An 18,902-nucleotide genomic window follows, 5' to 3' on the forward strand; every position below is an offset into this window, starting at 1 on the left:
CGTGTAGCCCACTTCCTTCGTGCCCCAGGCGAGCCGCGCCTGAACCAGCAGCGCGAACGCCACCTGGAGCGTCGTCATCGCCAGGAACACCGCGAAGAACAACGCCAGCACCAGCCCCAAGGCCTTGCGCCGGGGCGCGTCGCGCAGCGCGGCCCACCGCGTCTGGGATTTCGCCGCCACGCGGGCCTCGGGCGGGTGCGTCTCCGGCATGGCCACCAGCGCGCCCACGAAGCCCACCAGCGCCAGCGCCCCCGCGAGCAGCGGCGGCACCCAGGCGCCCAGGCCGGAGAACAGCCCGCCCAGCGTGGGCCCCAGCACCATGCCCAGGCCAATGCCCGCGCCAATGCGGCCCATGGCCCTGGCGCGCGTCTCCTTCGTCGTCACGTCCGCGAGCGCCGCCTGACACGCGGCGATGTTGCCCGACGTCGCCCCCGCGAGGATGCGCGAGGCGAACAGCAGGGGCAGCATCAGCCGGTAGCTGGCCAGCGCGAACAGCAGCATCGCCACCGCGTTCGCCAGCAGGCTCAGGAGGATGACCGCCCGCCGCCCGTTCCGGTCCGAGTAGCGCCCCAAGAGCGGCGTCGCGAGCAGCTGGGTGAAGGAGAAGCACCCCAGCAGGATGCCCACCGTCAGCGCCGAGCCGCCCATCGACTGCACGTACAGGGGCATCATCGGGATGACGATGCCGAAGCCCACCAGGTCCAGGAACACGGTGACGAACACCACCGCCTCCACCCGGCGCATCAGGCCCGGCGTCACCACCGGGGAGGCCTTCACGCCCACGCTGTCCGTCACCATGTCAACCGAGCCCCGCGCGGTCCACCGGCAGGGCGTCCGCGTACGCGCGCAGGATGCGGCCCTCGTCGTAGGTGGCCTGGAAGCCGGTGGCCTCCAGGAAGCGCTTGTTGTCCACCACGATGGGGTAGCGCAGGTGGTCCGTGGCCCCCACCGACAGCCGGGGGAAGCCCGCCCGTCCCATCAGCAGCGACAAGAGCGGCGACGGCAGCGGCACCGGCGCGCGGCCCGTGCCCCGGATGATGACCGACAGCGGCACCGGCGCGGGGCCCGCCACGTTGAAGATGCCTCGCACGCGCTTCTCCAGCGCGAGCTGCAACGCGGTCACCACGTCCTCCTCCTGCAGGACGTGGAACAGCGGGTCGTAGCCCAGCACCATCGGCACGCGCTTGCCCCGGATGAGGTTCGCGAGCGTGCCCGTGCCCGGCGTGCCCAGCGTGTACACGAGCCGCAGCACGGCGGTGGTGATGTCCGGCAGGCGCCACAGCGCCGTCGCCGCGTACAGGTCCGCGGCCACCAGGTCCGCCAACTCCGGGATGGCCTCCAGCGCGCGCGGCGGCTCGTCCTCGGAGTGGTACAGCGGCGAGTCCGGCGCGGCGCCGTAGAACGTGTGCCGGCCCACGAAGAGCACCTGCTTCACGCCGTGCGCCGCGCAGTGGTCGAACACCGCCTTGGTGCCGTCCAGGTTGATGCGGCCGCGCTCGCCGCCCCGCACCGTGAACGCCGTCACCGTGGCCATGTGGATCACCGCTTCGGGCTTCCAGCGGCGGAAGATGTCCTCGGTGGCGCGCTTGCGCACGTCCACCGAATGCACCGGGATGTCCTTGGGCGCGTCCCGCCACGGGCGGATGTCGATGCCCGCGACCTGGTGCCCGCTGTCGTGCAGGCGCAGCGCCAGCCTGCGCGCGATGCCGCCGGAGATGCCGAGGATCAACACCTTCATGGCAGCAGCCTCCGGGTGCGGCGCAGGTCGCGCTCGGCGCGGTGGTCCTCGATGAGTTGCGCGATGCGGGCCTTCACCTGGTTCACGTACCCTTCGATGACGTGGTCCTCCTCGTCTCCGGTGCCTTCGAAGACGAGCGGCTCGCCGTAGTGGATTTCGAGCCCCACCGGCAGCGGCAGGGGCAGGAGGTACGGCGTCAGGGGCACGTACGGCACGCCCAGCAGCTTCCCCAGCGCGTATGCGTTGGTCACCGTGGGGATGGCCGCGCCGCCGCCGAGGAAGGCGAACGGGATGATGGGCGAGCGCGTCTGGAGCGCCAGCCGGACGAAGCCCGTGCCGAAGTCCACGAGCGAGTAGCGCTCCGTGTAGAGCTTCGCGGTGCCGCGGGCGCCCTCCGGAAAAATCATCAGGAGCCGGTCGTCCTCCAGCAGGCGCACGGCGTGCTCCGGCAGGCCGGTGAACTGACCGGTGCGGCTGGCCCACAGCGAGGCCACGGGGAACTTGTGGATGAAGCGCTCCACCATGCCCTGCGCGAGCCGGGGCGGATCCATCTCCAGGAGGGTGGAGGTGAGCACCATCATCCCGTCCACCGCGACGCCGCCGGAGTGGTTGCCCACCAGCATGCCCCGGCCCTTCTTGGGGATGTGCTCCACGCCGGTGCAGCGCACCCGGAAGTAGCTCCGGTAGAGGAAGGCGAAGAACTCCAACGCCAGCTTCAGGTGCTTCTTGGAGATGCCGTACGGGTCGACGCCGTACTCGTTGAAGGGCAGCTCCAACCGCTCCACCCGCGCTGACAGCGAATCGCTCTGGGGCACGGGGCGCACCGTAGCACCGCGCGTGCGCTTTGCACGGGGCCCCCGCGTACCCCATTGTGCCCGGGCGGGCGGTCCGGCGGGACCGGAGCCCGATGGAGGCGCGCACGATGGCGGGGCAGTGGACGGGTTTGCTGGAGGGAGCGCTCGCGTGGGCCACGGCGCTGCCGGGACCGCTGGCGAACGAGGTCGCGGTGGACGTGGCCGGCCGGCGGGTGCGGCTGTCGCACGCGCGGGTGGAGGCCCTGTCGCGCCAGGTGCTCAAGGGGGTGAAGGGGCTGGAGCTGCGCTCCTGGGCCTCGGGCCCCACGGTGTACGACCTGCGGCTGTCCGTGCGGGGCTGGAAGCTGCGGGTGGAGACCACCCCGGTGCGCGTGGAGCTGGCGGAAGGGCGCTACACCCTGTGGCTGTCCACGCCGGGCCGGGTGGAGCTGGAGGAGTCCCCCGGGGCCTCGTCGCTGCTGATGGGCGCGCTGCGCACCGGCGCGGGACGGGCCGCGCTCAAGGCCCTGGCCCAGAAGCTGTTGCCGCCCACCATCCAATGGGACGGGGCGCTGCTCCGGGTGGAGGGCCGGCTGCCGAAGGACGGCGCGCTGGCCTCCCGCCTCTTCGAGTCCTCGTCGCTCACGCTGACCGCGGAGCACGCGCCCGAAGGGCTGTGGCTGGCCGCGGAGGCATGGCCGGGACTGCTGGACCTGCTCCAGGCCGTGCTGGGGCCCGTGGGGCCCGACGCGGCGCGGCGAACGACGACGCCGTGACGCGTCAGCGACCCTCGCCGTCCCACACGTTGGCGCGCCCCTCCAGGGGGCCGCGCTGCGGACGGACGATGCAGAAGCGCTGGCCGGTGGGGGCTTCCATCACCCACCAGCGCTTGACGTAGGCCACGCGCTTCGCGCCCAGGGCCTCCAGCCGCTCCAGCTCCGCATCCAGGTCATCCGCTTCGATGTCCAGGTGGATGCGGCTCTCGTGGTCCACCTTCTGGAGGAGGAACATGGCCTCCTCGGGGTCCGCCTCCAGCTCGCGGTAGTTGGGCGAGTCCGGCTCCGCCGGCTTCATCGCCCGTCCCAACGCCGCGCTCCAGAAGCGAGCGGCGGCGTCGATATCCTCGACCTTGCAGTCCATGACGAACGCGGCGAGTCGGCTGTGGTGCATGGCTTCTCCTGGAGCTCGGGCAGGGAGGGGGAACGCCTCGGGGGAGCCACGGATACACCGAAAAGCAGGGCGTGGGTACGGCAGAGTGAAGGGGGCCGGAAGTGTCCGCCAGGGTACGCGGGTGCAGGGGAATTGCCGCCCCGTGGACGTTCCGGCCCCGTCCAGTTCCTGAGGCCTACTGGCCGCTCATGCCCGGGCCCGGCTTCCAGACCTTCACGTAGTCGATGGACGCGGTCCACGCCGTGGCGCCCGTGGAGTTCGCGTCGCCGTACCAGAACGCGGACGCGGAGCCGTTGATGGCCCAGGTGGAGGCGACGAAGTTCGCCATGCCCACCAGCATCCGCTTGTAGTCGGGGTTGTTGGAGAACGCGGCCGGCAGGGGGATTTCGGTGATGACGTTCGTGGACGGGTTGCCGATCCACATGCGAATCGTGTTGCCCGTGCGGCGGGCCGTGTAGACCCACTGCTTGCCGCCGGTGCGGTCGACGGCGGGACGGACTTCCGACTGCTTGTTGTCCGGGTCCCAGTGCCAGGTCGTCATCACGTTGCTGCCGTCGTTGAAGGGCAGCTCCACGAGGTCCAGCTCCGGCGGCCACGGCGTCCCGCCCCAGCTCTCCGCCACGGGCCACATCAGGAAGTACATGCCGGTGCCCAGGCCCGGCGGCAGGTTCGCCTTGAACGACACCTGGTAGTCCGCGTACCCGGGATGCGCGGGCCGGTTGTTGTTGGCGTCCCACCACGTGCCCTGATCCAGGTAGCAGCCGTCCCAGATGCCCGAGCCGTCATTGCGCTTGCGCGCGCGCAGCTCCATGTAGCCATTGACGGGCACGCACTGGCTCTGCGTGTTCATGTACATGACCGTGTGGACCAGCGGCACATGGGTTTGCCCCTGCTTCCACTTGTTCCAGTCATACGTGTCGAAGTCGTCCTGCATGTCCAGCACCCAGCCGGAGGGCGGGGTGGGGATGCCACCCGTGCCCGGGACGGTGCTGGAGAGCCGGGACCACGAGACGTTGGCGGACGCGCCGCCCGCGGCCTCGTAGTACTCGACCTTCACGCGGTGCGTGCCGGCGGTGAGCGCGATGTCGCCGGTCAGCGCCGTCGGGCCGTGGTCGCTCCAGTGATTGACGACGAGCGTGCCGTCCACATAGACGCGGCTGCCGTCGTCGGACGTCGTGGAGAACCGGTAGGTGCCCGCGGTGGAGAAGCTCCAGTCGCCCTCCCAGCGGACGCTGAAGGTGTCCGCGCCCACGCCGGTGCCGGGGCTTCCGGTGCCCCAGTCGAACTGGATGGCCGCGTCCACGCGCTGGAACGCCTGTGTCGTCAGGTTCTTGTCGCTGAAGTACGTGCCTCGGAAGGCGCCCGTCGGAATGGCAGGGCCGCTGCCGACCGAGTCGCCGCGGATGGCCACCTCCTGCACCCACGAGCCGGTCGTGTTCGTGCGATAGCGGAAGTAGACGAACCGCGCGTTCGTGTCTGGGATGTCGCAGGCCTGCCACGTGAGCTGGCTTCCATCGAGCGTGCAGTCATACCAACCCGTCTGCGACCAGTTGGTGTCGAACAGCTGGACGGCGTAGCCATACGCTTGATCGCCATAGCTGCGCAGCTCCTGGACCTGTTTCAACGCTCCCAGGTCGTAGCCGACATAGGCCTGATCACCCGCGCCCCAGGCACCCAGGGTGTCGACGTTGTCATTGACCTGCCACGGGTAGTCGAACCCACCCTGGTCGATCAGCGTCCCGCTCAGCTCGGAGGTGACCGCGCCCTGGAGGACCCCGACCTCCACCAGAGGGCGGGCGTCGTCTTCCTGGCACGCCATCGAAAGGAGGAGGGGAATGGCGAGACACGTCCGCTTGAGACGACTCATCTCTGGCTCCAGGAGGGGGTGGAGGTCTTGGACAGGAAAGGGTGATTTCACCGTTTTCCTGTTTTCGACTAACACGCGCCCTGATGGAGCGTCAAACGGGGTCAGCCCAGCGCGGCGAGCACCTTGTCGAGCGCCACGTAGCTCTGGTTGAGGCCCTCCGTCATGCCGGAGCCGAGCATGCCGTCGCACTCTTCGGTCGTGTGAAACAGGGAGAGGGTGACGAGCTTCGTGCGACCGTCACCCAGGTCCTCGAGCATCACCGACTCCACCACGACGTGGCCGGGCATGCCGTCCCACTCGAAGGTCCGCACGACGCGCTCCATGGGCGTCACCTCGCGATAGCGGCCCTCGAACCCGTGCTGCCCGTCCGGAGCGTGCTCGACGTAGCGCCAGTGGCCGCCGCGCTGCACCTCCATGCGTTCGATGACCAGCTTGTTGCCCCGGCCCCACCACTGCGCGACGAGCGCGGGGTCGGTCATGGCCTTCCAGACACGCTCGCGCGACGCATTGAAGATCCGCTCGGTGCGGACCTCCCGGTCGGAGGGTTGGGTCACGGTGGCGGGGGTGGGTTTCACGGCGGCGTTCATGGCGTTCCTTTCGTGCGTTCGAGGAAGTCCTCGAGGTGATCCAGGCGCTGCTCCAACATGCTCCGGTACGAGGCCATCCACTTCGCCACGTCCTCGAGCCGCCTTGGGCCGAGCCGGCAGTGCCGCACCCGTCCGACCTTCTTCGTCGTGACGAGGCCCGCCTCTTCGAGGACGCGCACGTGCTTCTGGAGCCCGGTCAGCGTCATCTCGAAGTGCTCGGACAGGCTCCCGATGGACACCTCGGAGCTCCCGAGGCGCATCAGGATGGCCCGGCGCGTCGGATCCGACAGCGCCGCGAAGGAACGATCCAGGATGGCTTGAGACTGAACCATATGGTTCAGTGTTGTGCCGAGGGACGGATTCGTCAAGCGCGACGACGGAAAAGGGCTACCGGCACCGTGCGAAGCGGGCGCGGAGCTTCACGTCGATGGCCACCCCGGGGTGCAGACGCTCGTCCGTGCCGTCAAAGGCAGGCTCGGCCCGGAAGCCAGCGAGGGAGGTCTTTCGTTGCAGGCCCACTCCGACGCGCAGCGCCCGGTTGGAAGCCCGGTGCGCTCACGCAAGTCCCAGGGTGCGGAGGTAGTCATTGGAGAAGGCCGCGCGCAGCGCGGGGCTGGTGAGCAGGGCCTGGCGTGCCTTGAGCCAGGCTGCCACGCGTTCCGGGCCGTACATGCTCCGCACGCGCGCTCCATCGAGGTGGTTGATCTTCCCCCAATGCAGTGTGTACGGGACCTGCTGCTCGGTGAGCTGCTGCCAGACCTTCTGGCAGTACGTCTTCGTGCGCGCCGACCCGGCCCCGTCGATGTCGAGCACGCACGTCATGGGGGCGCGGTCGGTGAACGCCAGCGTGGCCTTGGAGGACATGACGTAGCGCAGCGCCAGCAGGCCGGGGAAGGCGTACTCGCGGTTGATGGCCAGGGCGGTCTCGACGGTCTTGCGCACCTGGCCCAAAGGAATGCCCAGCGCGCTGCCAAAGGCCTTCCCCCGGGTGGAGGTGTCGGTGAACATCTGCCCCGGGGTCCCGCAGATGTCCGAGTACTCCCCGTAGAAGCGGTCCAGGAGCCTCCCGAGGACGGGGATGGTCAGGTCCGAGACCATGTCGGTCAGGACGCCGACGATCTCCAGCGCGCTGTCCCCGGGCGTCAGCTTGCTGCCGGGGCTGGGCGGCCTGGAGCCCGGGGGGCACTGGGCATGCTTGTACATCGCCGTGACATAGACACCGCGCTCCAACTCGTGGGGATTGATGACGAACTGGAGGTGATAGGGCTTCTGCCCCGTGGAGCCCGGGAGCTGGACGCCGGAGAAGTCGAGCTGATCCATCGCGCGCCAGAGCCCGTCGGTCAGGGGCATCCGCTGGCGGTAGGCCTGGAGGTAGTAGCGGTCCTCGGCCACGAGGAGGACGCCATGCACGATGCCGAAGCTGCCCAGGCTCACGAGCGCGGCGTTGAACAGGGCGTCATCCCGGATGAGCTCCGCTCCCATCTTCTGGGGGATGTCATCGCTGATGGTGGGGGAGCTGGCGCGCTCCAGCCACACGTGCCGCTCCGGTGAGACCACCAGGTGGAGGCCGGCCACGAAGTCCTGCATGGCGCCGAAGTCCAGGGAGGAGCCATGCGTCCCCGTCGCGATGGCGCCGGCGATGGTCTGCCCGTTGCTGGCGCCGGAGGTCGGCAGGGCCTTGCCCATCTTCTCCTCCAGGAAGTGGTTCAACTCCGCGACGGAGTTGCCGCACTGGACGAAGAGGAGGTTGTCCCGCGAACCCGCGTAGGACGGGTGGGTGCGCGGGGTGGGGAAGAGGTAGTTGAGCGGCTTGGTGTTGACGAGGAGGCCGCTGGTGGCGGGCGCGGTGGAGAAGGACCAGCCGGCTCCCAGGGCACGGATTTCGAGCCCCTCCCGGAGCGCCTGGGCAATCAGCCCCTGCAGGCCCCGGGTGGTATCCGAATAGCCCTCCGTCGTGGACTGGGAGGCATTGGCGTTCCACACGTCCACCAGCAGCTCCAGCTTCTGGCTGTAGGTCTGGTGCCAGTTCTGCCATTGCTTCAAGTCGCTCTTGTGGATGATGGGGGGCATGGCTAGCGCACCTCCTGCGGGGCGTGGGCGAGGGACCCCAGCTCACCCGGAGAGGGCTGGGCCTTGGCGCAGCGCCACTCCACCCGCTGCGGCATCGCGATGCCCAGGGTCACGACGCTGATGAGCGCGAAGCCCAGGTTGGTGCTCTGGGTCACCTCCGCGAGCGCCTGGTCCTGACAGTTGTCGACCCGTGGCTGCTCCTGGACGAGCCCCCACGCCAGCGACCAGAGGACCTCCCCCTCGGGCTCGGTGGCCGGGGCCCCCGCATGGCCGGGCGCCTGGACGCGATAGTGCGCACAGGCGGAGGTCAGTGTCAGACACAGCACCGCGGTCAGCCGCCACGAACCGAGCATGGATTGCATGTGTCCCCACTTTCACGAAGGAGCGTAGGCGTCTGTCTGGGGGCCTCAATCGCTCGCGCGGGCGGTGGGAGTGATGGGTGCTGGATAGGCGGGAGTATCCTGCGGGGACACGCGCGAACCCCCCTGTCGCGCCAAGGAGCGGAAGATGAAGCGGTGCCTTCCCCTGTTGTTGCCCCTGCTCACCTGGAACCTGGCCTGCGGTGCGCCGGCTGAAACCGACGTGCTGGACGCGGCGCTGGCCCCGACCAGTCGGTCAGATGACCTCTCGGATGCGAACCTCTACGACTCGTTCACCCGGACCAACAGCACGTCCAGCCTGGGCAGCCTGGAGCAGGGGGGCCAGGGCTGGAGCATCACCCCGGCGGGAACGGCGTGGGGCGTCCAGTCCGGGCGGGCGTACCTGGCGACGGATGACGCCACCTGGAACGACCACTACGCCACCGTCAACGGCAGCGCCAACGTGCGCGTGCTCGTCTCGCTCGCCACCCTGGGCCAGTACTCCGGCCTGACCTTCCGGTTCGTCGACCGGAGCAACTGCTGGAAGCTGGCGACGGACGTGAGCGCGGGGCGCTACTTCCTGACGAGGTTCGTCGGTGGGACGCAGACGTTCCCGCTCCAGATTGCCCAGGCCCCCGTCGCGGGAGACGTGCTGGAGGTGCGCACGTCCGGCAGCCGCATCGACGTCTTCATCAACGGCGTGGCGAAGGGTGGGGTGACGGACACGAGCCACCAGACGGCCACCCGCGTGGGCCTGCTCGCGAGCCAGGACAACCTCGCGCGCTTCGACGAGTTCCGCGTCTACACCCAGACGGCGACGCGCAACGCCACGCTGCACCCGTTCCGTTCGGACTCCGTGTGGAACCTGCCCATCGGCCAGGGCGCGACGTACGCCAGCACCACCGACCCGGCGACGGCGGACTTCATCGCCACCAACGTCAACGGCGTCAACATCAACACCTGGGCGAACTGGGACGTGTATTCGCACCCCATCACCTTCGCCTCCACCAGCAGCCCGTGGGCGACGGTGACGGACTACAACGACAGCGGTCGCAGCAGCGCCTATTACGTGCCCGCCACGGCGACCATCGCCGCGGGCAGTGACAAGCACATGCACGTCATCAACCCGGCGCGGACGTTCATCGACGAGGCGTGGGACACGACCCGTGTGTCGACCACGGCGTACCGCGTGGGGCGCCACCACAAGATCGACCTCTACGGCATGGGCCTCGGGCCCCAGAACGGCGTGCGTGCCTACGGCGGCTCCGCGATTGGCGGGCTCATTCGCGCGTGGGAGACCAACCCCAGCGACGCGGCGTACACGGGGAAGATCCAGCACGCGCTGGCCGTCGCCGTGGACCGCGTGCAGCTCTACTACCAGTGCTGCGGCACCAGCGGCTACGACGCCAACGGCTACGGCACGGCGAAGGGCTACGTGTGGCCCGCCACGGAGCAGGACTGGGGCAGTGAGACCAACTACCTGGGCCACGTCCCCATGGGCTCCTACTTCGCCATCCCGCCCTCGGTGAACATCCAGGCCCTGGGGCTGTCGCCGGAGGGCCGCATGGTCGCCCAGGCGCTCCAGGACTTCGGCGCCTACGTCACGGACGCCACCGGAGGCACGGTGGCGTTCTACGTGGAGCCGACCGCGCCCTCCGTGTTCGTCTCCGCGCTGCGGAAGGACCTGCCCGCCATCCGTGCGCAGATGCGGCGGGTGACCAACAACAGCGCGGCGACCCCCAACGGCCCGGGCACGCGGCGCGTCCCCCTGCTGCCCGCGCTGGCACCCGCTCCGTAGCCTGCTCGTGAAGCGGAAGGACGGTGGGCGCGGCTCAGGGCTGCTTGCGCGGCGCGCCCCCGTCCTTCGACATCGAGCGGACGAAGACGGAGTCGACACCGTGGATGCGCAGCTGCATCAGGTCATCCGCGGTGGCGTTGGTGTAGCCCAGGCCGCGCATCTCCTTGACGAACGCGGGCGTCACGCCGTGGATGCGCAGACCCACCAGCGCTTCCGCGTCCAGGTCCTTGAATCCCAGCCCGCGCATCTCGTTGACGAACGCGGGCGTAATGCCGTGGATGCGCATGGACACGAGGTCGTCGGCCTTCAGGTCCTTGAAGCCCAGGCCGCGCATCTCGCGGATGAAGTCCGGCGTCACGCCGTGGATGCTCATGGAGAGCAGCGTGTCCAGGTCCAGGCCCTTGAAGCCCGCCGCGGCCAGGGACTTGATGCGCTCGGGCGTCACGCCGTGGATGCGGGTCTGGACGAGCTGCTCCAGCGTCAGCTTGGAGTAGCCCTCGGCGGCGAGCGCCTTCACGTATTCCGGGGTGACGTTGAAGATGCCCACCTGGAGGAGCTCGTCCACCGTGCGCACCTGGTGGCCCGCGGCGGCCAGGGACTTGATGCGCTCCGGGCCCACGCCGACCGTGGCCAGCGCGAACTGCTGCTCCGCGTCCGGCTTGGGGAGGCCCAGGTCCGTCAGGGCCTTCGTGTACGCGGCGTTGGGCGTGAAGCGCCAGGTGCCCGTGCCCTGTCCCTTGGCGAAGCGGCCCTCGAAGTCGAAGGTGCCCGCCTCGCGCACCAGCTTGAAGGGGGCGGTGCTCCCGTCCGCGGTGGACAGCCCCTGGAACGCGGTGAGCGGCGCGGAGAAGCCCATCTGCGACCCGGGATCATCCTTCGGATGCAGGGAGAGGTGCAGCTCCGTCTCCCGAGGCGTGCCGACCCAGGCACCGCTGTCCCGGGAGCCAGCGAGGACGGGGAGGGCGAAGAGGACCACGAACACGGTGAGCCACTGCGACAGGCGCGAGGTCATGACGGTGATTCCTTTCGGGCAAGGCGCGGCCCTCCCGCGCGCTCGGGTGGGAGCGCGCGGGTGGGGCCGTGCGTGAGGAGGGGAGAGGGGGTTACTTCCGGGGCTGCTGCATGCGGCGGATGAAGTCCGCGTCGACGCCGCCGGTGCGCAGGCGCCGCAGCTCGTCCACGTTGGCGGGCTTCAGGCCCGCGGCTTCCAGCTCGCGGATGTAGGCCGACGTGACGCCCAGGGCGCGCAGCTCCACGGCCGTGTCCAGGTCCAGGTTCCCGAAGCCCGCGGCCTTCAGGTCGCCCAGCCAGGCCGCGTCGATGCCCACCGCCTTCGCGGACAGCAGCTCCTCCGGATCCGTGGACGTGAAGCCCAGCGCCTTCATCTGCCCCAGCCACTCGGGCGTGACGCCCAGGTGCTTCATCCCCACGAGCAGCTCGGAGGGAATCGGCTTGCCGAACCGGTCCGCCATGGCCTTCGCGTACTCCGGCGTGATGCCCGCGTGGCTGAACTCGACGAGCGTCTCCACCGTGGGCGCGTAGCCCATGGCCGTGACCTTCGCGACGACCTCCGGGGTGACGCCGGCGATCTTCAGCTCGACGAGCTGATCCACCGTGAGGCGGTCCTGGCCCACGCGGGTGGTCGCATCGGCTTCATCGTCGTCCTCGGAGTCCTCCTTCGCACGCTCGGCGGTGGGCGGCTTCGGGGGCACGGGTGCGACCGCCGGAGCCGGGGCTGCCGCGGCCACGAGGCGCGGACGGGGCAGCAGGGTGGGAGCCGCGCCCACGACGGGCATCGGGGCCACCACGGGTGCGGAGACGGAGGGCGCTTCGGTCCGCGTGGGCATCGCCAACGTGGGGGCCACCGCCTCGGCCTTCACGTCGGAACCCTTCACAGGCTGCACGGCGAGCGCGGTGAGGGGCACCGCCAACGCGAGGCTGCTGGCCAGGGTGACGATGGAGACCCCCGCCGCCCAGCGCGACGAGCACCGCGGCGCGGGCGCCAGCACCAGCCGCCGCACGCGGTCCGTCAACGAACCTCCGAGCGCGGACAGGGCGGGACCGCCTGCTCCCATCCCCTGCAGCCGCAGCGCCTCCAGCGCGGTGAGCGCACGGGCGTAGGGGAGCGCGCCGCTGCCCTGGTGCACGGCGAGGTCGTCACAGCAGTTCTCCCGCTCCACGCGGATGACCTGGGACATCCACCACACGACCGGGTGGTAGAACAACAGCGTCTCCACCAGCGTCTGCACCACGTTCACCGCGAAGTCGTGCCGGCGGATGTGGGCCAGCTCGTGGGCCAGCACCAGCTCCAGCTCGCGCACGGCGAGCCCCGTGAGCGTGGCGGTGGGCACCAGCACCACCGGCTTCAGCCAGCCCAGCGTGGACGGCACCTCCAGCTTCGACGACACCAGCAGGCGCACCGGCCGCGTGAGCCCCAGCCGCCGCGCCATCGCCTCCATCCGCTCCTGCCACTCCCTCGACGCGTGCACCGCCTCGTGGACCTGATGCCGCAGGAGCATCCAGCCCTTCAAGAGCCGCAGCGACGAGGCCGCGACTCCCATCCCCCATGCCAGCACCAGCCAGGGCAGGTGCTCCCCCACCTGCTGGAAGCTCCGCTCCCACAGCGGCCGCTCCGACGTCCCGGAGGGCAGGGCGCGCCGGGGCGCGTGAGACGTGCGCGCGAGGGCCGCCGTGCCCGCGAACGCGGGGGCGCTCCGCTCGAAGGACACCGTCCGCGCGGGCCGGGCCTCCAGGGCGCGCGAGGCATGCCGCCACGCGGTGGCCACGGGCAGCGCGAGCATGATGCCCAGCGCGCCACAGGCCAGCGCATAGCGGAGGTTCGCCGAGCGCCCGCCCACCCACCGCAGCGCGAGGGCCAGCGCCGCCGCGACGAGCACGCCCTGCCACACCAGGTGCAGGAGCGCCCAACCCACCGATTCCAGGATGAGACCGTTCATGACTCCGCCTCCTTCTCCAGCGACTCCAGCAACTGGCGCAGCTCCGCCAGCTCCTCGGGGGACGTCTTCTTCGTGGACAGGGCCTGCAGGGCCAGCCGCGCCGGGGACCCGCCGAAGACGCGGTCCACCAGGTCCGTGACCAGCTGCCGCTGCGTGTTCTCTCGGGGGACGCGGGAGGTGTAGACGTGCGCGCGCTGCGACTCGTCGCGCATCACCAGCCCCTTCTCCGTCATGATCTGCATCGTCTTCAGCACCGTGGTGTAGCCGCTCCCGTCCTGGAGCGTCTCGTGCACCTCGCGCACCGTGCTGGCTCCCCGCTCCCACAGCACCCGCAGGATGCCCAGCTCCGCATCGGTGGGGCGCGGCAGCTTGTCTCGGCTCATGGTGTTCCTCACTCCTCCAGCGATACGCACTAGATATACGAATGATTTCGTAGGTGTCAACGAAGCCTTTCGTAGATCGACTTCTCGAACCTTCGGTCCATGCCGTGAAGGGCTCCGTCCAAGGCGGGAGCGCACACGCAGGCAAGCCTTGAGGGCAGGCTCGCCCCCGGGGGCGCGGTGTTTACCGTTGCTTGCGACAGGGAACGGCCGCTGACGCGAGCGCGGTGGGGAGGGGCGGGGGCATGGGGCGCGAACACATCCTCATCACCAGGGGCGGGTCTTCAACATCGGCGGTGGGCCGGAGCGCACGGTGAGCCTGCTGGCGCTCATGCACCGGCCGCGCGCCACGCATCCTGAACCCGAGGAGTCGTCCAAGCCATGCGTGTCATCCTCTTCTGTCACTCGCTGCTGTCGGACTGGAACCACGGCAACGCCCACTTCCTGCGCGGGGTGGTGACGGAGCTCGCCGTGCGCGGCCATGAGGTGCGCGTCTTCGAGCCCGAGGACGCGTGGAGCCTCCAGCACCTTCGCGCTGAACCCCAGGGTGAGGCGGCGCTGGCCGAGGTGCGCGGCGTCTACCCGTTCGTGCGGCCGGAGTGCTACGCGGCCGCTTCGCCCGACCTGGATTGCGCGCTCGACGGGGCGGACCTGGTGCTCGTGCACGGGAGGAGCCCGCCGGAGCTGGTGCGGCGCCTGGGCGAGCGCCGCGGCGCGGGCGGCACCTTCCGGCTGCTCTTCCACGACACCTACCACCGGTGCGTGAGCGCTCGCGAGGAGATGGCCCGGTACGCGCTGGACGCCTTCGATGGGGTGCTCGCCTTCGGTGACATCCTCCGGCGCCTGTACCTGGAGGAAGGCTGGGCCCGCCGCGCGTGGACGTGGCACGAGGCCGCGGACGTGCGCGTGTTCCACCCGCGCCCCCGCAACCGCGAGGTGCGGGACCTGGTCTGGATTGGCAACTGGGGGGACGACGAGCGCACCGCGGAGCTGCACGAGTTCCTGCTGGAGCCGGTGCGCACGCTGGGGCTGACGGCGCGGGTGCACGGCGTGCGCTACCCGGCCCCGGCGCTGCGGGCGCTGTCGGAGGTCGGCATCGAGTACGCGGGCTGGCTGCCCAACCACCGGGTGCCCACGGCCTTCGCGCAGGCTCGCGTCACCGTGCACGTGCCTCGCAGGCCCTACGCCACCGTGCTGCCCGGCATCCCCACCATCCGCCCCTTCGAGGCGCTGGCGTGCGGCATCCCGCTGGTGACGGCGCCCTGGGAGGACGCGGAGGGGCTCTTCACGCCGGGGAGGGACTTCCTCGTCGCCCGCGACGGCGCGCAGATGCGGCGTCACTTGTCCGCGCTGCTCGCGGACCCCGCGATGCGGCGCGAGTTCGCGGACGCGGGCCTGCGCACGGTGCTGGCGCGCCACACCTGCGCGCACCGCGTGGATGAGCTGCTGGGCATCTGCCAGGAGCTGGGCCTGTCCCCCGAAGTCCTCCACCCGCTATCGTCCGAAAGAGTCCTCGCATGAGACACGGCCTGCGCATCGCCTTCTTTGGTTCGAGCCTGGTGTCCGCCTCCTGGAACGGCGCGGTCACCTACTACCGGGGCCTCATCCGCGCCCTGCACGCGCGTGGCCACCGCGTCACCTTCTACGAGCCGGAGGTCCACGGGCGGCAGGAGCACCGCGACCTGGCGGACCCGGCCTGGGCCCGCGTCGTCGTCTACTCCGTGCGCGACACCGACATGCTGGGGGACTGCCTGGAGGAGGCCTGGGGCTCCGACGTGGTGGTGAAGGCCAGCGGCGTGGGCGCGTTCGACGCGCTCCTGGAGGCGCAGGTACTGGAGCTGCGGCGCTCCGGCACCCAGGTGGTGTTCTGGGACGTGGACGCGCCCGCCACGCTGGAGCGCGTGGCGAAGGACGCAGGCGACCCCTTCCGCGCGCTCATCCCCCGCTACGACCACGTCCTCACCAACGGGGGCGGCGCGCCGGTGGTGAACGCGTACCGGGAGCTGGGGGCGCGCAGGTGCATGCCCATCTACAACGCGTTGGACCCGGACACGCACCACCCGGTGCCGCCCGAGGCGCGCTTCGCGGCGGACCTGTCCTTCCTGGGCAACCGGCTGTCGGACCGCGAGGCGCGGGTGGAGGACTTCTTCCTCAAGGCCGCGACGCTGCTGCCCCGGGCGCGGATGCTGCTGGGCGGCAGCGGGTGGGAGGACCGCGCGCTGCCCGGCAACGTGCGGCGCCTGGGCCATGTCTCCACGCAGGACCACAATGCGCTGAACTGCTCGGCGCGCGCGGTGCTCAACGTCCACCGTGACAGCATGGCGCGCTTCGGCTTCTCCCCCGCGACGCGCGTGTTCGAGGCGGCCGGCGCGGGCGCGTGCCTCATCACCGATGCGTTCGAGGGCGTGGAGCAGTTCCTGGAGCCCGGGCGCGAGGTGCTGGTGGCCCGCTCCGGCGAGGAGGTCGCGGAGCACGTCCAGCGCCTCACCCCGAAGGAGGCCGAGCGCGTGGGGAAGGCGGCGCTGCGGCGCGTGCTGGCCGAGCACACGTACGCGCACCGCGCGGAGCAGGTGGAGGCGGAGCTGGGCTTCCGTCTTTCCGCCGCGGTCGTGGCGCCGGGGGGAATGTGATGACGCCCGCGCGCATGCACGTCGTCCTCCTGGGGCGGTCGCTCACCGAGGGCTCCACCTCCTGTGTCGGCATCGGCATCGGGCGCGTCTGAAACCCCGCGCGGGGGCGGGCATCGGAACGCGCATGGCGTCTCTTCCGCCTCCCAAGCCCTGCGCCGTCTGCGGCCGTGCCATCACCTGGCGCAAGAAGTGGGCGCGCGACTGGGAGTCGGTGCGCTACTGCTCGGACGCGTGCCGGGGGAGGCGGACCGATGCGCGCGATTCCCCGCTGGAGGCGCTCATCCTGGAGCTGCTGGCCCGGCGGGCAGGCGGAGCCACGGTGTGTCCCTCCGAGGTCGCCCGCGCGGTGGGGGACGACGACTGGCGCTCCCGCATGGAGCCCGTGCGCGAGGCGGCCCGCAGGCTCGTCGCGCGTGGGGTGCTGGACATCGTCCAGGGCGGGCGCGTGGTGGACCCTTCCACCGCGCGCGGCCCCATCCGGCTGCGCCTGCGTTCCTGACGCCGGTGTGGAGCGCGCTACAGGGGAAGGCCCTGTCACGGAATCCTGCTTGCGCGCACATGGAGGGTCCGACTACGCGCAGGCACCGGCTTCGCGCCGTCCCCTTCGACTCCGAGGCAGCCATGAACTGGAAGCGTTCGAAGCACCCGGCCTGTGTCGTCGTCCTCGCCACGCTGGCCCTGGGCTGTGGGGGCACGGAGCTGCCGGAGGAGACGTCCCCCACCGTGGACACCGACGCCTTCGCCACGTCGAGCGCGAGCCTCACGGACGTGTACGCGGTGCGCCCGAACGCCTCGGTGGCGCGCTCCGGCGTGCGCGGCGTCCCCGATGACGTGAACCTCGTCAACGACGTGAAGGACACCGTCCAGCCGGACTTCGACGCGACGTACGTGGAGGGCAACGGCTCCAGCAGCTCCGTCGACTTCACCTATCCGGCCCTCGGCTCGGGCGACGTGCTGGTGACGAACGTCAACGTGAAGTACTTCATGCGCAACGCGAGCTGCACCGCGCCGCTCATCTGTGGCCAGGGCGGCAGTGCGCTGCTGCAGGGCAACACCGTCCTCGCGCGCTCCACGGCGACACACTCCCTGCCGGACATGACGCAGGGCTGGTACCTCTTCAACGACACGTACACGCTGTCGCCCGCGGTGCCTCTGTCGCAGCTTCGCACCCGCATCACGATGACGTGGCCGGGGCGCTCCACCTTCGGCATGCGCCTGTCCACCGTGGCGGCGGACTTCCGGTACTAGGAGACTTCATGGCCCGCGAGAAGAAGACCGAGTTCGACATCGTCCTGTGGGGTGCCACGGGGTTCACCGGCCGACTGGTGGCCGAGTACCTGGCCCGCACGCAGGACGCGCACGGCGCGAAGTGGGCCCTCGCGGGCCGGGACCGGGAGCGGCTGGAGAAGGTCCGCGCGGAGCTGGCACAGGTGCGGCCCGCGTGCGCGGACCTGCCGCTGGTGCTGGCGGATGCGAAGGACGCCGCGTCGCTGGACGCGCTGGTGGCGCGCACGCGCGTCGTCATCTCCACCGTGGGGCCCTACGCCCGGTACGGCAGCGAGCTGGTGGCCGCGTGCGTCCGCGCGGGCGCGGCCTACTGCGACCTGACGGGCGAAGTGCACTGGATGCGCAAGATGATCGACGCGCACGACGCGCACGCACGGGAGACGGGCGCGCGCATCGTCCACACCTGCGGCTTCGACTCCATCCCCTCCGACCTGGGCGTGCTGCTGCTCCAGGACTACATGCGCGAGCGGCACGGTGGCCACTGTGACCAGGTGCGCTACCACCTGACGCGCATGCGCGGCGGCTTCAGCGGCGGCACCATCGCGAGCATGCTGGACACGCTGGACGCGGTGAAGGCGGAGCCGTCGCTGCGCCGCGTGCTGACGAGCGCCCACGCGTTGGATCCGGAGCCCGGCCGTGGAACGAAGGAAGAGCGCGACCAGATGACGGTGCGCCGCAGCCCGGACACGGGCGGGTGGACGGCGCCGTTCGTGATGGCGTCCGTCAACACGCGCGTCGTGCGGCGCTCCAACGCGCTGCTGGGCTTCCCCTGGGGCCGCGACTTCTTCTACGCGGAGGTCTCCGACTTCGGGCCTGGCCCGAAGGGGCTCGCGCTGGCGGCGGGAACCACCGCGGGGCTGGGCGGCTTCATGGCCGCCACGAACGTGTCCGTGGTGCGCGGCCTGCTGGAGAAGCACGTGCTGCCCGCGCCAGGAGAGGGCCCGTCCGCCACGGCGCGCGAGCGGGGCTGCTTCGAGGTGAAGCTCCTGGGCGAGGGGCTGTCCCCCAAGAGCGGCCAACGCGTGAAGCTGGAGGGCAAGGTGGCGGCGCAGGGAGACCCGGGCTACGCGGCGACGTCGCGCATGCTCGCCGAGTCCGGCCTGTGCCTCGCGTTCGACACGCTGCCCAAGCGCGGCGGCGTCCTCACGCCCGCGTCGGCCATGGGCATGGTGCTGGTGGAGCGGCTGCGCAAGGCGGGGATGACGTTCGAGGTCCACGACCGCGCCGCGTGAAGCACGCCGGGGCCCGTGTGGTGGCACGGGCCC

At 70.7% G+C, this 18,902-nt stretch carries 19 protein-coding genes; 7 read left to right on the plus strand and 12 right to left on the minus strand.

Translation table 11 applies throughout. The features are described from left to right. From D7V93_RS05460 to D7V93_RS05470, 3 genes are all read right to left on the minus strand, one after another. Window positions 1–798: MFS transporter (locus D7V93_RS05460; RefSeq protein ID WP_147451051.1), on the minus strand; the 798-nt coding region annotated here is incomplete at its 3' end. Between the two features lies 1 nt (window position 799). Further along, window positions 800–1,738 carry an NAD-dependent epimerase/dehydratase family protein gene (locus D7V93_RS05465; protein ID WP_120642353.1) on the minus strand — a complete coding sequence of 313 codons (939 nt, stop codon included), beginning with the start codon at window positions 1,736–1,738 and terminating at the stop codon, window positions 800–802. Continuing rightward, window positions 1,735–2,553: a lysophospholipid acyltransferase family protein gene (locus D7V93_RS05470; protein ID WP_167509438.1), complete on the minus strand. Its 819-nt coding sequence runs from the start codon at window positions 2,551–2,553 to the stop codon at window positions 1,735–1,737. Before D7V93_RS05470 ends, D7V93_RS05465 begins: the two co-directional genes overlap by 4 nt. 107 nt (window positions 2,554–2,660) lie before the next feature. On the opposite strand from D7V93_RS05470, the gene D7V93_RS05475 reads away from it, so the two are divergent. Continuing rightward, on the plus strand, window positions 2,661–3,308 hold the full coding sequence (locus D7V93_RS05475; RefSeq protein WP_208722925.1) for a hypothetical protein: 648 nt from the start codon (window positions 2,661–2,663) through the stop codon (window positions 3,306–3,308). Between the two features lie 4 nt (window positions 3,309–3,312). Here the strand turns inward: D7V93_RS05475 and D7V93_RS05480 are convergent, their stop codons facing one another. The 6 genes from D7V93_RS05480 to D7V93_RS05505 form a co-directional block, all read right to left on the minus strand. Then, complete coding sequence (locus tag D7V93_RS05480) at window positions 3,313–3,702, minus strand: VOC family protein (RefSeq protein ID WP_120642356.1); 390 nt, start codon at window positions 3,700–3,702, stop codon at window positions 3,313–3,315. Window positions 3,703–3,877: 175 nt separating this feature from the next. Next, window positions 3,878–5,569 (minus strand): PA14 domain-containing protein, encoded by a 1,692-nt coding sequence (locus D7V93_RS05485; RefSeq protein WP_120642357.1) that lies wholly within the window; start codon window positions 5,567–5,569, stop codon window positions 3,878–3,880. 101 nt (window positions 5,570–5,670) lie between these two features. Then, window positions 5,671–6,156, minus strand: a complete 486-nt coding sequence (locus D7V93_RS05490; RefSeq protein ID WP_120642358.1) for an SRPBCC family protein — start codon at window positions 6,154–6,156, stop codon at window positions 5,671–5,673. Further along, window positions 6,153–6,488, minus strand: a complete 336-nt coding sequence (locus D7V93_RS05495) for an ArsR/SmtB family transcription factor (protein WP_120642359.1) — start codon at window positions 6,486–6,488, stop codon at window positions 6,153–6,155. The genes D7V93_RS05490 and D7V93_RS05495 overlap by 4 nt, the downstream gene beginning before the upstream one ends. A 223-nt stretch (window positions 6,489–6,711) precedes the next feature. After that, a complete protein-coding gene (locus D7V93_RS05500) occupies window positions 6,712–8,226 on the minus strand; it encodes an FAD-binding protein (protein ID WP_120642360.1) in 1,515 nt (504 codons plus the stop codon). A 2-nt stretch (window positions 8,227–8,228) separates the two neighbouring features. Then, window positions 8,229–8,588, minus strand: a complete 360-nt coding sequence (locus D7V93_RS05505) for a hypothetical protein (RefSeq protein ID WP_120642361.1) — start codon at window positions 8,586–8,588, stop codon at window positions 8,229–8,231. Between the two features lie 145 nt (window positions 8,589–8,733). Here D7V93_RS05505 and D7V93_RS05510 point away from each other — a divergent pair, with 145 nt between their 5' ends. Continuing rightward, window positions 8,734–10,383, plus strand: coding sequence for a hypothetical protein (locus tag D7V93_RS05510; protein WP_147451052.1), 1,650 nt, complete (start codon window positions 8,734–8,736; stop codon window positions 10,381–10,383). Between the two features lie 34 nt (window positions 10,384–10,417). Here D7V93_RS05510 and D7V93_RS05515 read toward each other — a convergent pair whose 3' ends face one another. The 3 genes from D7V93_RS05515 to D7V93_RS05525 form a co-directional block, all read right to left on the minus strand. Continuing rightward, entirely contained in the window at window positions 10,418–11,395 is a 978-nt protein-coding gene (locus tag D7V93_RS05515) for a 4-hydroxy-3-methylbut-2-enyl diphosphate reductase (protein WP_120642363.1), read from the minus strand. Window positions 11,396–11,486: 91 nt separating this feature from the next. After that, window positions 11,487–13,340 (minus strand): M56 family metallopeptidase, encoded by a 1,854-nt coding sequence (locus tag D7V93_RS05520; RefSeq protein ID WP_120642364.1) that lies wholly within the window; start codon window positions 13,338–13,340, stop codon window positions 11,487–11,489. Continuing rightward, window positions 13,337–13,723 carry a BlaI/MecI/CopY family transcriptional regulator gene (locus D7V93_RS05525; RefSeq protein WP_120642365.1) on the minus strand — a complete coding sequence of 129 codons (387 nt, stop codon included), beginning with the start codon at window positions 13,721–13,723 and terminating at the stop codon, window positions 13,337–13,339. The genes D7V93_RS05520 and D7V93_RS05525 overlap by 4 nt, the downstream gene beginning before the upstream one ends. A gap of 378 nt (window positions 13,724–14,101) precedes the next feature. Here D7V93_RS05525 and D7V93_RS05530 point away from each other — a divergent pair, with 378 nt between their 5' ends. From D7V93_RS05530 to D7V93_RS05550, 5 genes are all read left to right on the plus strand, one after another. After that, the gene (locus tag D7V93_RS05530) at window positions 14,102–15,241 is read left to right on the plus strand and encodes a CgeB family protein (protein WP_120642366.1); all 1,140 of its coding nucleotides are present in this window, start codon (window positions 14,102–14,104) and stop codon (window positions 15,239–15,241) included. Then, window positions 15,238–16,350 (plus strand): CgeB family protein, encoded by a 1,113-nt coding sequence (locus D7V93_RS05535; RefSeq protein WP_120642367.1) that lies wholly within the window; start codon window positions 15,238–15,240, stop codon window positions 16,348–16,350. The genes D7V93_RS05530 and D7V93_RS05535 overlap by 4 nt, the downstream gene beginning before the upstream one ends. 124 nt (window positions 16,351–16,474) lie before the next feature. Continuing rightward, window positions 16,475–16,849: a DUF2256 and DUF3253 domain-containing protein gene (locus D7V93_RS05540; protein ID WP_120642368.1), complete on the plus strand. Its 375-nt coding sequence runs from the start codon at window positions 16,475–16,477 to the stop codon at window positions 16,847–16,849. A gap of 122 nt (window positions 16,850–16,971) precedes the next feature. Next, window positions 16,972–17,598, plus strand: a complete 627-nt coding sequence (locus D7V93_RS05545; protein WP_120642369.1) for a hypothetical protein — start codon at window positions 16,972–16,974, stop codon at window positions 17,596–17,598. An 8-nt stretch (window positions 17,599–17,606) separates the two neighbouring features. Beyond that, the gene (locus tag D7V93_RS05550; RefSeq protein ID WP_120642370.1) at window positions 17,607–18,869 is read left to right on the plus strand and encodes a saccharopine dehydrogenase family protein; all 1,263 of its coding nucleotides are present in this window, start codon (window positions 17,607–17,609) and stop codon (window positions 18,867–18,869) included. The last annotated feature ends 33 nt before the right edge of the window (window positions 18,870–18,902 follow it).

Source organism: Corallococcus llansteffanensis (assembly GCF_003612055.1).
In the GTDB taxonomy this organism is placed as follows: domain Bacteria; phylum Myxococcota; class Myxococcia; order Myxococcales; family Myxococcaceae; genus Corallococcus; species Corallococcus llansteffanensis.

Coding starts and splice junctions, on each gene's coding strand:
- D7V93_RS05515 (WP_120642363.1), bottom strand. CDS start 11,395: ATGACCTCGCGCCTGTCGCAGTGGCTCACCGTGTTCGTGGTCCTCTTC.
- D7V93_RS05465 (WP_120642353.1), bottom strand. CDS start 1,738: ATGAAGGTGTTGATCCTCGGCATCTCCGGCGGCATCGCGCGCAGGCTG.
- D7V93_RS05475 (WP_208722925.1), top strand. CDS start 2,661: ATGGCGGGGCAGTGGACGGGTTTGCTGGAGGGAGCGCTCGCGTGGGCC.
- D7V93_RS05480 (WP_120642356.1), bottom strand. CDS start 3,702: ATGCACCACAGCCGACTCGCCGCGTTCGTCATGGACTGCAAGGTCGAG.
- D7V93_RS05520 (WP_120642364.1), bottom strand. CDS start 13,340: ATGAACGGTCTCATCCTGGAATCGGTGGGTTGGGCGCTCCTGCACCTG.
- D7V93_RS05545 (WP_120642369.1), top strand. CDS start 16,972: ATGAACTGGAAGCGTTCGAAGCACCCGGCCTGTGTCGTCGTCCTCGCC.
- D7V93_RS05485 (WP_120642357.1), bottom strand. CDS start 5,569: ATGAGTCGTCTCAAGCGGACGTGTCTCGCCATTCCCCTCCTCCTTTCG.
- D7V93_RS05535 (WP_120642367.1), top strand. CDS start 15,238: ATGAGACACGGCCTGCGCATCGCCTTCTTTGGTTCGAGCCTGGTGTCC.
- D7V93_RS05540 (WP_120642368.1), top strand. CDS start 16,475: ATGGCGTCTCTTCCGCCTCCCAAGCCCTGCGCCGTCTGCGGCCGTGCC.
- D7V93_RS05490 (WP_120642358.1), bottom strand. CDS start 6,156: ATGAACGCCGCCGTGAAACCCACCCCCGCCACCGTGACCCAACCCTCC.
- D7V93_RS05495 (WP_120642359.1), bottom strand. CDS start 6,488: ATGGTTCAGTCTCAAGCCATCCTGGATCGTTCCTTCGCGGCGCTGTCG.
- D7V93_RS05525 (WP_120642365.1), bottom strand. CDS start 13,723: ATGAGCCGAGACAAGCTGCCGCGCCCCACCGATGCGGAGCTGGGCATC.
- D7V93_RS05500 (WP_120642360.1), bottom strand. CDS start 8,226: ATGCCCCCCATCATCCACAAGAGCGACTTGAAGCAATGGCAGAACTGG.
- D7V93_RS05510 (WP_147451052.1), top strand. CDS start 8,734: ATGAAGCGGTGCCTTCCCCTGTTGTTGCCCCTGCTCACCTGGAACCTG.
- D7V93_RS05530 (WP_120642366.1), top strand. CDS start 14,102: ATGCGTGTCATCCTCTTCTGTCACTCGCTGCTGTCGGACTGGAACCAC.
- D7V93_RS05505 (WP_120642361.1), bottom strand. CDS start 8,588: ATGCAATCCATGCTCGGTTCGTGGCGGCTGACCGCGGTGCTGTGTCTG.
- D7V93_RS05550 (WP_120642370.1), top strand. CDS start 17,607: ATGGCCCGCGAGAAGAAGACCGAGTTCGACATCGTCCTGTGGGGTGCC.